Origin of the sequence: Phyllobacterium sp. 21LDTY02-6 (genome assembly GCF_023554255.2) — a bacterium.
In the GTDB taxonomy this organism is placed as follows: Bacteria; Pseudomonadota; Alphaproteobacteria; order Rhizobiales; family Rhizobiaceae; genus Phyllobacterium.
The window spans coordinates 611,038-623,600 of the sequence record NZ_JAMJWD020000002.1 but is presented as its reverse complement, the minus strand read 5'-3'; the positions used below and the strand labels follow the sequence as shown (position 1 = coordinate 623,600).

13 protein-coding genes are annotated in these 12,563 nt (G+C 62.0%); 5 read left to right on the top strand and 8 right to left on the bottom strand.

All coding sequences use genetic code 11. The annotated features are described in order from the left end of the window. Positions 1 to 11: 11 nt before the first annotated feature. The 5 genes from sucD to M8997_RS09305 all read right to left on the bottom strand — a co-directional run bounded on the left by sucD (position 12) and on the right by M8997_RS09305 (position 5,318). Positions 12 to 926, bottom strand: a complete 915-nt coding sequence (gene sucD, locus M8997_RS09325) for a succinate--CoA ligase subunit alpha (protein ID WP_250016446.1) — start codon at positions 924 to 926, stop codon at positions 12 to 14. A gap of 3 nt (positions 927 to 929) precedes the next feature. Continuing rightward, positions 930 to 2,126, bottom strand: coding sequence for an ADP-forming succinate--CoA ligase subunit beta (gene sucC / locus M8997_RS09320; protein WP_250016443.1), 1,197 nt, complete (start codon positions 2,124 to 2,126; stop codon positions 930 to 932). 70 nt (positions 2,127 to 2,196) lie between these two features. Further along, positions 2,197 to 3,159, bottom strand: a complete 963-nt coding sequence (gene mdh / locus M8997_RS09315; RefSeq protein ID WP_250016441.1) for a malate dehydrogenase — start codon at positions 3,157 to 3,159, stop codon at positions 2,197 to 2,199. A 349-nt stretch (positions 3,160 to 3,508) separates the two neighbouring features. Then, entirely contained in the window at positions 3,509 to 4,678 is a 1,170-nt protein-coding gene (gene zapE / locus M8997_RS09310) for a cell division protein ZapE (RefSeq protein WP_250016438.1), read from the bottom strand. Positions 4,679 to 4,775: 97 nt separating this feature from the next. Then, positions 4,776 to 5,318, bottom strand: coding sequence for a protease inhibitor Inh/omp19 family protein (locus M8997_RS09305; protein WP_250016434.1), 543 nt, complete (start codon positions 5,316 to 5,318; stop codon positions 4,776 to 4,778). 343 nt (positions 5,319 to 5,661) lie between these two features. Between M8997_RS09305 and M8997_RS09300 the strand changes: the two genes are divergently transcribed. The 5 genes from M8997_RS09300 (at position 5,662) to M8997_RS09280 (ending at position 10,969) form a co-directional block, all read left to right on the top strand. Further along, positions 5,662 to 6,459, top strand: a complete 798-nt coding sequence (locus M8997_RS09300; RefSeq protein ID WP_250016432.1) for a siderophore-interacting protein — start codon at positions 5,662 to 5,664, stop codon at positions 6,457 to 6,459. 87 nt (positions 6,460 to 6,546) lie between these two features. After that, positions 6,547 to 7,434 carry a diaminopimelate epimerase gene (gene dapF / locus M8997_RS09295; RefSeq protein WP_250016430.1) on the top strand — a complete coding sequence of 296 codons (888 nt, stop codon included), beginning with the start codon at positions 6,547 to 6,549 and terminating at the stop codon, positions 7,432 to 7,434. After that, positions 7,434 to 8,717, top strand: a complete 1,284-nt coding sequence (gene mtaB, locus M8997_RS09290; RefSeq protein WP_250016417.1) for a tRNA (N(6)-L-threonylcarbamoyladenosine(37)-C(2))-methylthiotransferase MtaB — start codon at positions 7,434 to 7,436, stop codon at positions 8,715 to 8,717. The genes dapF and mtaB overlap by 1 nt, the downstream gene beginning before the upstream one ends. 21 nt (positions 8,718 to 8,738) lie before the next feature. Beyond that, complete coding sequence (gene ftsY / locus M8997_RS09285) at positions 8,739 to 10,310, top strand: signal recognition particle-docking protein FtsY (protein WP_250016414.1); 1,572 nt, start codon at positions 8,739 to 8,741, stop codon at positions 10,308 to 10,310. Next, complete coding sequence (locus tag M8997_RS09280; protein WP_250016411.1) at positions 10,310 to 10,969, top strand: septation protein A; 660 nt, start codon at positions 10,310 to 10,312, stop codon at positions 10,967 to 10,969. Before ftsY ends, M8997_RS09280 begins: the two co-directional genes overlap by 1 nt. A gap of 4 nt (positions 10,970 to 10,973) precedes the next feature. Here the strand turns inward: M8997_RS09280 and M8997_RS09275 are convergent, their stop codons facing one another. From M8997_RS09275 to M8997_RS09265, 3 genes are read right to left on the bottom strand one after another with little or no spacing between them, the layout of a single operon-like run. Then, positions 10,974 to 11,573 carry a DsbE family thiol:disulfide interchange protein gene (locus M8997_RS09275; RefSeq protein WP_250016409.1) on the bottom strand — a complete coding sequence of 200 codons (600 nt, stop codon included), beginning with the start codon at positions 11,571 to 11,573 and terminating at the stop codon, positions 10,974 to 10,976. Beyond that, entirely contained in the window at positions 11,570 to 11,743 is a 174-nt protein-coding gene (gene ccmD / locus M8997_RS09270; RefSeq protein WP_250016407.1) for a heme exporter protein CcmD, read from the bottom strand. Before ccmD ends, M8997_RS09275 begins: the two co-directional genes overlap by 4 nt. After that, positions 11,743 to 12,510 (bottom strand): heme ABC transporter permease, encoded by a 768-nt coding sequence (locus M8997_RS09265; RefSeq protein WP_250016404.1) that lies wholly within the window; start codon positions 12,508 to 12,510, stop codon positions 11,743 to 11,745. Before M8997_RS09265 ends, ccmD begins: the two co-directional genes overlap by 1 nt. Positions 12,511 to 12,563 lie beyond the last annotated feature (53 nt).

Genomic DNA, 12,563 nt, shown 5'->3' with positions numbered 1-12,563 from the left:
CGCCCGTCGTCTCAGCCCTTGAGGACTTCGACCAGTGTCTTGCCAAGCTGCGCCGGCGAAGGTGATACGCGGATGCCCGCAGCCTCCATGGCCGCGATCTTGTCTTCCGCGCCGCCCTTGCCGCCGGAAATGACGGCGCCGGCATGGCCCATGGTGCGGCCGGGAGGCGCCGTGCGGCCAGCGATGAAGCCTGCCATCGGCTTCTTGCGGCCGCGCTTCGCCTCGTCGGCGAGGAACTGCGCCGCTTCTTCTTCGGCCGAGCCGCCGATCTCGCCGATCATGATGATCGACTTGGTTTCGTCGTCGGCGAGGAACATTTCGAGCACGTCGATAAATTCCGTACCCTTCACCGGATCGCCGCCGATACCGACGGCAGTCGTCTGGCCAAGGCCTTCATTCGTCGTCTGGAACACAGCTTCATAGGTAAGCGTCCCCGAGCGGGATACAACACCCACGGAACCCTTCTTGAAGATATTGCCCGGCATGATGCCGATCTTGCATTCCTCCGGCGTCAGGACGCCCGGGCAGTTCGGCCCGATCAGGCGGGAGCTCGAACGGTCGAGACGCGCCTTGACGCGAACCATGTCCAGCACCGGGATGCCCTCGGTGATGCAGATGATCAGCGGGATTTCCGCTTCGATCGCCTCGATGATCGCTTCGGCGGCGCCTGCCGGCGGCACATAGATGACGGAGGCATTGGCGCCAGTCCGGTCCTTGCCTTCGGCAACCGTCGCGAAGATCGGAAGCTGGGCGCCGGAGCCGGTCGGCAACTGCCCTTCCCACGTCTCGCCACCCTTTTTCGGATGGATGCCGCCGACCATCTGCGTGCCGTAATAGGCAAGCGCCTGTTCGGTGTGGAAAGTTCCGGTCTTGCCCGTAAGGCCCTGAACGAGAACTTTGGTGTCTTTGTTGACGAGAATAGACATGCCTTAGCTTCCCTTCACTGCCTTGACGATCTTCTGGGCGGCGTCATCGAGATCATCGGCGGAAACGACGTTGAGGCCGCTCTCATTGATGATCTTCTTTCCGAGTTCCGCATTGGTGCCCTCGAGGCGCACCACCAGCGGAACCTTCAGGCCCACTTCCTTGACGGCCGCGATCACGCCTTCGGCGATCACGTCGCATTTCATGATGCCGCCGAAAATATTGATCAGGATGCCTTCGACGGCAGGGTCTGCCGTGATGATCTTGAAGGCCGCCGTCACCTTCTCCTTGCTGGCGCCGCCGCCAACGTCGAGGAAGTTCGCAGGCTCGGCGCCATAGAGCTTGATGATGTCCATGGTCGCCATGGCAAGTCCGGCGCCATTGACCATGCAGCCGATATTGCCGTCGAGCGCGACATAAGCGAGATCGTATTTGGAAGCTTCGATCTCCTTGTCGTCCTCCTCGGTCGTGTCGCGCAGTTCGACGACGTCCGGGTGGCGGAACAGCGCATTGCCGTCGAACGATACTTTCGCATCGAGGACGCGCAGGCGGCCATTGGTCATCACGATGAGCGGATTGACCTCGAGCAGGCTCATGTCCTTCTCGGTGAAGGCCTTGTAGAGGATCGGGAACAGCGTTTCGCCGTCCGTGCGCGCTTCGCCGGTCAGCCCGTAGGCGTCGCAGATCTTGGCGGCATCCTCTGCCGTCACGCCCTTTTCGGGATCGATGGCAACGGTGACGATCTTCTCCGGCGTATCGTGGGCGACAGCCTCGATATCCATGCCGCCTTCGGTCGAAACCACGAAGGAAGGCCTGCCGACCGCGCGGTCGACGAGGATCGACAGATAGAGTTCACGATCGATATCGGCGCCGTCCTCGATGTAGAGGCGGTTGACCTGCTTCCCGGCCGGGCCGGTCTGCTTGGTCACCAATGTATTGCCGAGCATTTCCCTGGCATTGGCGACGACATCCTCCACGGACTTCGCGAGACGTACGCCACCCTTGGCATCCGGGCCGAGTTCCTTGAACTTGCCCTTGCCGCGGCCACCAGCATGAATCTGGCTCTTGACGACATAGAGCGGCCCGGGAAGGGTCTTGGCCCATTCTTCCGCCTGCTCGACCGAGTAGACGGCAACGCCATTGGCAATCGGCGCACCGAAGGTGTGCAGCAGACGCTTGGCCTGATATTCGTGAATGTTCATATGGTAGTTCCTCTACGAATAATCCGAAGCGGATTGGCGCCGGATCGTTTCAGAATTGTCCCTGGCAGAATTACTTGAGGTTCGGCGCGATATTGACGCATGCTTCGCAGAGCCCGGCGACCGACGCCACGGAGGCCTCGAACTGCTTCTGCTCCGTCTTGTTCAGGTCGATCTCGATGACGCGCTCGACACCGCCTGCACCGATGACCACCGGCACGCCGACATACATGTCCTTGACGCCATACTGGCCGGACAGATGCGCGGCGACAGGAAGAACGCGCTTCTTGTCCTTCAGATAGGCCTCGGCCATCTGGATCGCCGAAGAAGCCGGCGCGTAAAAGGCGGAGCCGGTCTTGAGCAGGCCGACGATCTCCGCGCCGCCATCACGCGTGCGCTGGATGATCTGGTCGAGCTTTTCCTGGCTCGTCCAGCCCATCTTGACGAGATCCGGCAGCGGAATGCCGGCAACCGTGGAATAGCGGGCCAGCGGCACCATCGAATCGCCATGGCCGCCGAGAACGAATGCCGTGACGTCTTCCACCGAGACCTTGAACTCATCGGCGAGGAAATAGCGGAACCGCGCGCTGTCGAGCACGCCGGCCATGCCGACGACCATGTTCTTGGGCAGGCCGGAGAACTTCTGCAGGGCCCATACCATGGCGTCCAGCGGATTGGTGATGCAGATGACGAAGGCGTTCGGCGCATATTTCTTGATGCCGGCGCCGACCTGTTCCATGACCTTCAGGTTGATGCCGAGAAGGTCGTCGCGGCTCATGCCCGGCTTGCGGGGTACGCCGGCCGTCACGATGACGACATCCGCGCCTTCGATGGCGGAATATTCATTGGCGCCGACAAGCTTGGCGTCGAAATCATCAACCGGCGAAGACTGGGCAATGTCCAGCCCCTTACCCTGAGGCACACCTTCTGCGATATCGAACAGGACAATGTCACCGAGCTCCTTGAGCCCGATCAGATGTGCGAGCGTGCCACCGATCATACCTGAACCGATGAGGGCGATTTTGTTACGTGCCATTCTGATTGCTTCCTTGATCTGAAGTCTTGACGGACGCCAAAGGACGGTATCAAGAATGCCATAGGCAACTTGTCACCATATGCCCCTGCGTTGGGACGTTCGAATATGCCTCTTTCAAAAATAACTCAACCGAAAATTTTCAGCCCAATTATTTCAATCGTTTAGATTTGATGGGATTTACGTAAACGTAAGAGATTTTTACGTTTCCACGACAAAACTCAGCTTCATTCTGGGCCTGAACCATGTCAGCTTTATGAAGAAATGCCGGATTTGCGGCCGTGTGTTCCGCCCTTGTTTTTGCCGTCGGGCTCGTGCGCGATACCAGTTGGCGCCACCGTCGGCAGAGGCTTCAACCGGGCTGCTGCTCCGCCCCGGCCGCACCCTGCAGGTACTCCTCGCTCTGCATTTCGAACAGGCGGGAGGCAGTGCGATCGAATTCGAACGCCTCGGTACCGCTTTTTGCGCTGTAGAGCTTGTCGGGTGCCTCGGCGGCGGTGATGACCACATGCACATGCTGGTCATAGAGGATATCGACGAGGATGATGAACCGCTTGGCCTCGTTGCGGCGCGCATGATCGAGCACCGGCACGCCATCGACGAAGATCGTCTTGTAGCGCTCGACGATCGCCGCATAATCGCTGGCCCCGAGCGGCTTGGAGCAGAGATCGGCGAAGGAAAAGCGCGCCGCGCCGCGCACCGCACGTGGTATCGTCACGGTCCGGCCCTTGACGGTGACGTGATCCTCCGCGACTTCCGCACCTTCTGCCACGGCATTCCACGCCTTTTCCATCTGCCGGGAAGTCTCGTCGTTCAGGGGATGCAGATAGACCGGCATGCGATTGAGCTTCTCGAGCCTGTAGTCGGTGCGGGCATCGAGATCGACCACATCGACGTGCTGCTTGAGAATATCCACGAAAGGAAGAAACAACTGGCGGTTCAGGCCGTCGCGATAGAGATTGTCCGGCTGGACGTTGGATGTCGCGACCAGCACCACGCCCCGTTCGAACAGCGCGCGGAACAGGCGCGAGAGGATCATCGCATCGGCTATATCCGTCACCGTGAATTCATCGAAGCACAGCACCCAGGCCTGGTTGGCGAGTGCGTCTGCGACGGGAGGAATCGGATCGTCCTGCTTGGTCTCGCCGTTTTTGAGCGCCTGCCGATGGGCATTGATGCGCTCATGGACATCGGCCATGAAATCGAGGAAATGCGCCCGCCGCTTGCGCTTCACCGGCACGAGTTCATGGAACATGTCCATGAGCATGGTCTTGCCGCGGCCGACTTCGCCATGGACGTAAAGCCCCTTGATGGTCTCGTGGCGGGGCGAACGGCGGCTGAACAACCAGCCGAGCGCGCTGGATTTCGTCGCCACCCGCCGGGTCGCGACATCGGAAATGAGCTTGTCGAACCGTGCCGCCAGCGCCCTTTGCGCAGGATCGGCGGTGATGTCCCCCGCTTGCGCAAGCGCGTCGTAGCGCTCGCGCACGGAAGGATAAAGCTTCAGATTGTCATGCGACATGCTGGTAGCACCTCAGGCGTGCGGTCTGCCCGGAATCTAACGAAACGGGCGCTCCGGCCCCTGCCGCCAAAGTGAGGCGTATTTCAATTCCACCGCACTAGCGCGAAAGGCTCAGATTCTGGCCGCCCGACGTCTGCCCGTCGAAGCGGGATCCGCCGGAGGAGTAGAGCCGCGCCACGGTGCCGCCGGCTGCATCGTAAAGTACGAGCTGCTTGCCGCTGACCGACCAGGAGGAGAGATTGGCAAGTTCGCCCGGGCAACGCAGCGGACCGGCGCGATAGCCCTGGCCGAATTTCGTCTGCGGCGTGGCGATCTTGCAGCTCTGGCCACCCATCGAGGCGTTCCAGACGCCGGCAACGCTGCTGGCGGTGATGTCCGGCGCATTTTCCGGCGGCAAGGCTGCGACCTGCGTGCCAGGCTGGGCGCCGCCAGGTGCTGCCGCGGCGCCGGTCGTCGGCGCGGTCGGAAACTGGCCAGGAGGCGGAAGTTGGCTCTGGCTGACCGAACCGGATGGCGCCGGCTGCAAGGGCGCCGGGGCTGACGGCATGCCCTGCGAATCGTCCACCCGCGAGCTCTGGCATCCCGCCAGAACGACGCCAACGGCTGCGATCGCAAGCAAATTGACTTTTAAAGTCCCCATAACCTCAGTTCTCCATCTGCATAGTCTTAAAGTCTGGAACGTGATTCCGGTCGATCCGGCCGATACAATGCGATCCAAGCGAATTTCTCAACCCGGGCGGGCGGAGAAAGCGGTCGTTTGCAGGCCTTGGGGCCATTAGAACCGCGATAAACGGCGCTACCATGGCAATATCGTCACAGTCGCAGCCGGCAAATCGCGCATCGGCCCCCTTCTCGTTAACGACAATAAACCCGTCAAGGTGAATAAAGTATTAGTGACCGCCCGGCAGCACGCGACTGCCGTTTCCAGCCATGAGCGCCGTTGACTTGCAGCCACAGAGGTATATTTGTTGAATATGACACTCATGAATAAATCTCCCCAACGCATCCGCCATGAAACCCGCCTGCGCATATTGGAAGTGGTCTCGGTTCGGCCGGTGACCCCGCTCATGCTTCGCATCACGCTCGGCGGCGATGATCTCGAAGGCTTTGCCAGTCCCGGCCATGGCGACCATATCAAGGTGTTCTTCCCTCAGGCCGGTGAGGACATCATCGTTCCGGTCCTCGGCCCGGAAGGACTGGCTTTCCCGGCAGGCGCCCCTCGCCCGGAGATGCGGGATTATACGCCGCGCTACCATGATCCGCGGCGGCGGACATTGGACGTCGATTTCGTGCTTCACGGCGACGGACCCGCCTCCACCTGGGCAGCACAGGCAAGGGTCGGACAAAAGATCGTGATTGGCGGGCCGCGCGGGTCGCTCATCGTACCCGACGATTTCGACTGGTATCTGCTGGCGGGCGACGAAACGGCGCTTCCGGCGATCGGCCGGCGGCTGGAGGAACTGCCATCGACGGCGCGGGCGATCGCCTTTATCGAAGTGGCCGGCAAGGACGAGGAGCAGGTCATCCGGTCCAGCGCATCGGTCGACATCCATTGGCTGCACCGCGACGGGCAGCAGCCCGGCAATAACGGCTTGCTGCTCGACGCGATCAAGGCGGCCGAGTTTCCCGATGGCGATTGCTATGCGTTCATTGCCGGCGAAAGCAGCATGTCGAAAGCCGTAAGGGCGCATCTCGTGAGCGAGCGCAGCTTCAAGGACGAATGGATCAAGGCGGCCGGATACTGGCTGCGCGGCGTTGCCGATGCGCATGAGCCGCATTGATCGGCCTGCCTGGTCCTCGGGACTGGCAATTTCGCAGCTTTTCCGCCATATAGTGCCCGAAAGCCCTACAAAGCAGGATCCGGCACGATGGCAATGCGCGCAGCCTTTGCGAAAATGAACGGTCTCGGCAACGAAATCATCGTTGCCGATATGCGCGGTCGCGCCGATCGTATCACGCCGCGCGCTGCAATCGCGCTGAATGGCGATCCGGCGACGAAGTTCGATCAGATCATGGCGATATACGGTTCTCGCACGGCCGGAACCGACGCCTATGTCGAGATCATCAATTCCGATGGCACGATGGCCCAGGCCTGCGGCAATGGCATGCGTTGCGTGGTGCAGGTTCTTGCAACCGAGACGGAACGGCGCGAATTCACCTTTGAGACGATCGCCGGGATCTTGACCGCGCGCGAGCACGCCGACGGGCAGATCTCGGTCGATATGGGGATGCCCCGCTTCGACTGGCAGGAAATACCGCTGGCTGAACCCTTTGATGATACGCGCAGCATCGAATTGCAGATCGGGCCGATAGATGCCCCGGTCCTTCACTCCCCCTCGGCAGTCAGCATGGGCAACCCGCATGCGATATTCTGGGTCGAGGACGACGTCTGGACCTATGATCTGGAGAAATTCGGTCCCCTGCTCGAAAACCACCCGGTCTTTCCGGAGCGCGCCAACATCTCGATCGCGCATGTAACGAGCCGCAATGCCATAACCCTGCGCACCTGGGAGCGCGGCGCCGGACTGACGCGCGCCTGCGGCTCCGCGGCTTGCGCCGCGGCGGTAGCGGCCGCCAGATCCGACAGGACGGAGCGCGCCGTCACGGTCACCGTCCCCGGCGGGCCGCTTATCATCGAATGGTTGGAGGACGACCATGTCCTGATGACCGGGCCGGCCGAATGGGAGTTTGCCGGTGAATTCGATCCCGAAACCGGAGCCTGGCAGCGCGATGGCGCCGCTCTGGGAGCGGCGTAATGGCAGTCGACGTCGTCACATTCGGGTGCAGGCTGAACACCTATGAATCGGAGGTCATGAAGCGCGAAGCCGACGCCGCCGGCCTTGGCGCGCTGAAGGATGGCGCCATCATCTTCAACACATGCGCTGTCACGAGCGAGGCCGTCCGCCAGGCTCGGCAGGCCATACGCAAGGCCAGGCGCGACAATCCCGAGGCACGCATCATCGTCACCGGCTGCGCCGCGCAGACCGAGGCCGACGATTTTGCCGCCATGGACGAAGTCGATCTCGTTCTTGGCAATGAAGAGAAGCTGAAATCCAATTCCTATCGGATGCTGCCGGATTTCGGCGTCAACCAGTTCGAAAAGGTCCGCGTCAACGACATCATGGAGGTGCGCGAGACCGCATCGCACATGGTGGACGCCATCGAGGGCCGCGCGCGTGCCTTCGTCCAGGTGCAGAATGGCTGCGACCATCGCTGCACGTTCTGCATCATCCCCTATGGCCGCGGAAATTCGCGCTCGGTGCCCATGGGCGGCGTGGTCGATCAGGTCAAGCGGCTGGTCGGCAATGGCTATCGCGAGGTCGTGCTGACGGGCGTGGACATGACCAGCTACGGGCCCGACCTTCCGGGCTCCCTGCGGCTGGGAAAACTGGTGAAGACGGTGCTGAAGGAAGTGCCCGATCTCGAACGGCTGCGGCTTTCCTCCATCGACTCGATCGAGACCGACGAAGACCTCATGGAGGCCATCGCCAATGAGCATCGGCTGATGCCGCATCTGCATCTGTCGCTGCAATCCGGCGACAACATGATATTGAAGCGGATGAAACGGCGTCATCTTCGCGAGGATTCGATCGAATTCTGCCATGCGGTACGGGCATTGCGTCCCGACATCGTATTCGGCGCCGATATCATTGCGGGCTTCCCGACCGAGACGGATGAAATGTTCGAGAACTCCATCCGCATCGTCGAGGAATGCGGCCTCACCCACCTGCACGTATTCCCCTTCAGTCCGCGCAAGGGCACGCCTGCGGCCCGTATGCCGCAAGTCGACCGCCGGGCCGTGAAGGAGCGTGCAGCGCGCCTGCGGGCGGCCGGGGACAGGGCCTATGCGAACCATCTCGACACATTGGTGGGGACCAGGCAGAAGATACTTGTCGAACGCGAAGGCATTGGCCGCACGGCGGGTTTCACTCTCGCAGGCATCGGTACGGGTGCCGCGGGAACGATCGTCGAACGGCTTGTGACCGGCCATGATGGCGACAAACTTCTGACCGCTGCCCAAGACCTTCGCGCAGCATAATAACGAGAAAAAACGGCATTCATGGCTCTCGGTTTCATCAAGAAGATATTCTCTTTCGGCAAGAAAGAGGTCGAAGAAATCCCCGAAGAGGCGGTGCTCGCCGAACGGGAGCCCGAGGCCGGCTCCACGCCGGTCGAAAGCCTGGAGCCGCAGCCCGACGCGGTGGCCGTCGAGCCTGAGCCGGAGGCTTCGCCCGAGGCGATCGCTCCCGAACCCGAGCCAGAGCCGGACGAACCGGAGATCCTGCCGGAATCGCAGCCTGTCGTCGAGGAGCCGATTGAGCTTCCCGAGCCCGAGGATAGCGAACCCGTTGCGGCAGAAGCGAAGCACGAAGCGGATTCGGTACCGGAACGCGCGCCCAAACCCGCCATTGTCCCGGAATCGCCAGCGCCGCCGGTAGAAACAGCCGCGCCGGAACCGGACATCCCGGCCAGCGCAGCGGACGAAGAGTCCCGCCAGCCCCAGGCCCAGCCCGAACAGGACGAGCAACCGGCACGCCTTGAAGAGGCGGTGCCCGAGCCACCCGCGCCAGAGCCAGAGCCCGTCGAACAGCCTCCGCTGCCGGAACCGGTAAAGCCCGTCTCGCCCAAGGCAACAGGATCGCCCAAGGTAACGGTGGCCAAGACCGTCGAGGCCAAGCGCGAAGAAGAACCGGCGCCCGCACCGGCGGAAAAGCGGCTCTCCTGGTTCGAACGCCTGCGCAAGGGCCTGTCGCGCTCCTCGCAGCAGCTTGGCGACTCCATTGGCGGGATATTCACGCGGCGCAAGCTCGATGAGGACACGCTGCAGGACCTCGAAGATGTCCTGATCCAGGCCGATCTCGGCATGGAGACGGCGATCCGCATCACCGGCGCCCTGAGTGCGACACGCTACGGCAAGGATATCGGCACCGACGAGGTGCGCACGATCATGGCGAGTGAAATCGAAAAGGTGCTGGCGCCGGTGGCACAGCCGCTCGAGCTTGATCTCTCGCACAAGCCGCACGTCATCCTTGTCGTCGGTGTCAACGGTACGGGCAAGACCACGACGATCGGCAAGCTTGCGGCGAAACTGACCGCGGGCGGGCTCAATGTCATGCTGGCGGCAGGCGACACGTTCCGCGCGGCCGCCATCGAGCAATTGCATATCTGGGGCCAGCGCACCGGCTCGCCCGTCGTTTCATCGAAGCTCGGCGCGGATGCGGCCGGCCTGGCATTCGACGCCTGGCAGCAGGCGAAGGAAGCGGGCAGCGACGTACTCATCATCGATACCGCCGGCCGCCTGCAGAACCGGGCGGAACTGATGGACGAACTGGCAAAGATCGTGCGCGTGCTCGGCAAGCATGATCCGGAAGCGCCGCATACGGTGCTGCAGACGCTCGATGCCACCACCGGCCAGAACGCGCTGAACCAGGTCGAGATCTTCCGCAATGTCGCCGGCGTCAACGGCCTGGTCATGACCAAGCTCGACGGCACCGCCAGGGGCGGCATCCTGGTTGCCATTTCCGCGAAGCATAAATTGCCCGTATATTTCATTGGCGTTGGCGAACAGGTCGATGATCTCGAGCCTTTCGCGGCGCAGGATTTCGCCAAGGCCATTGCAGGAGTTGCATGATGGAAGAATCGGTATTCGAACGCGATCCGTCCGATCCCGCACACAAGCAGATCAATCCGCTGGTGAAGCTGGTGCTGGAACTCGGCCCGCTGATGGTCTTCTTCTTTGCCAATGCCCGCGGCGAATGGCTGATAGAGCGCGTTCCCGCCCTTGCCGCCATCGGCGGACCCATTTTCCTGGCAACCGCAGCCTTCATGGCGGCGACCGCCATAGCCTTGCTGGCATCATGGATTCTCATCCGCAGCCTGCCGATCATGCCGCTCGTCTCCGGCATCGTGGTGCTGGTTTTCGGCGCGCTGACGCTCTGGCTTCACAATGAGACATTCATCAAGATGAAGCCGACGATCGTGAACACGCTTTTCGGCGTCATTCTCCTGGGCGGGCTCTATTTCGGCAAGGCGCTGCTCGGCTATGTCTTCGATAGCGCCTTCAAGCTCGATGCCGAAGGCTGGCGCAAGCTCACCATGCGCTGGGGCGTGTTCTTCCTCTTCCTCGCGATCCTGAACGAGGTTGTCTGGCGCAGCTTTTCGACCGATTTCTGGGTGGCGTTCAAGGTCTGGGGCACCATGCCGATCACGCTCCTGTTCACATTCGCGCAAATGCCGCTGATCATGAAACACGCGGCGGATCAGCCGGCAACGGGCGACAAGGCCGGCTGATAACTCAATTGGCCTTCAGCGCCGCCTCGATGGCCGGCATGAGTTCGGCCGCAATGCTCCGTTCGGTGAACGGCCCGACATGCTTGTAGAGTATGGTGCCGTCTGGCCCGACGAGGAAAGTCTCCGGGACGCCGTAGACGCCCCATTCTATTGCGGCGCGGCCATCCGTATCGGCTCCCACCGCAGCGAAGGGGTTGCCCAGTTCTCCAAGGAAACTCGCGGCGTTCTCCGCCTTGTCCTTGTAGTTAAGTCCAATGAGCGTGATCCGCTCGTCGCCTGCGAGCCGCATCAGGAACGGATGCTCCGCCCGGCAGGGCACGCACCATGAACCGAAGACGTTGACCAAGGTGATCTTGCCCTTGAAGGCGGCGGGATCGATACCGGGCAGCGGCGATCCGTTCTTCGTCAACCCCGGAACCGGCGCCAGCGACACATTGGGTGCGGGTTTGCCGATCAAGGCGGACGGAATGACCGATTCATCCCGGCCCGACGCGAGCTGCAATGCGAAGATCGCGGCAAGAAGCCCAAAGATGATGAGTGGGAGCAAGGAGACGAAAAGCCTGCGCCGCCGTGCGGGCACTTGCACTGATTGCTGCTCGGTCACGATTTCTTGTCCGCCTTGGATTCGGAGCGACGGCGCACGCCGCGCGACTCCAGATCGCGCATGGCGCGCTTCTGGATGCGCTGGTCGAGCACTATCCAGCCAACAAGCCCGGCTAGCGCCAGGGCAGCGGCGGCATAGGAGGCGGCGACGAAAGCTGTATGGCTGTCCATCATTCTGCCCGCCCCCGTTCGGCACCGCGCGCGGCGATCCGGCGCATGGCGGTGATGCGGCGGCGCCAGATCTCGTTGCGCATCGCCATCACATGCAGCGTGAAGAAAAGCAGGGTGAAGCCGAGCGCCATCACCAGCAGGGGCCGCAGCATCGAACCATCGATCGTCGAGCCGCCCGCCCGCAGGACCGAGGCGGGCTGATGCAGCGTGTTCCACCAGTCCACCGAGAACTTGATGATCGGGATATTGATGAACCCGACGAGCGTGATGATGGCTGTCGCCCGCGCCGCCTTGGCTGCGTCGTCCATGGCCCGGTTGAGTGCGATGATGCCGAGATACATCAGGAACAGGACGAAGACCGAGGTCAGCCGCGCATCCCAGACCCACCATGTTCCCCACATCGGCTTGCCCCAGAGCGAGCCGGTGATGAGAGCAAGCGCGGTGAAGACGGCGCCGATCGGCGCGGCCGCCTTGGCGGATACATCGGCGAGCGGATGCCGCCACACCAGCGTTCCAAGCGCGGCCAGCGTCATGATCGTGTAGCACATCATCGACAGCCAGGCGAAAGGCACGTGGATGAACATTATCTTGACCGTCGATCCCTGCTGGTAGTCGTCCGGTGCCTGAAACGACATCCAAAGCCCGGCCACAAGCGCGAGTGTGGACAGGCCCGCCAGCCATGGCAACAATCTTCCCGCCAGGTCGAGGAACCTGGTCGGGTTTGCAATGTCTACCCATCTTCCCGATCGAGACGCCGCACTATTCATGCTTCTTCCTTGTCCGTGCCCAGCGGATTTCAACAATGGCGCTTCCCTATGGA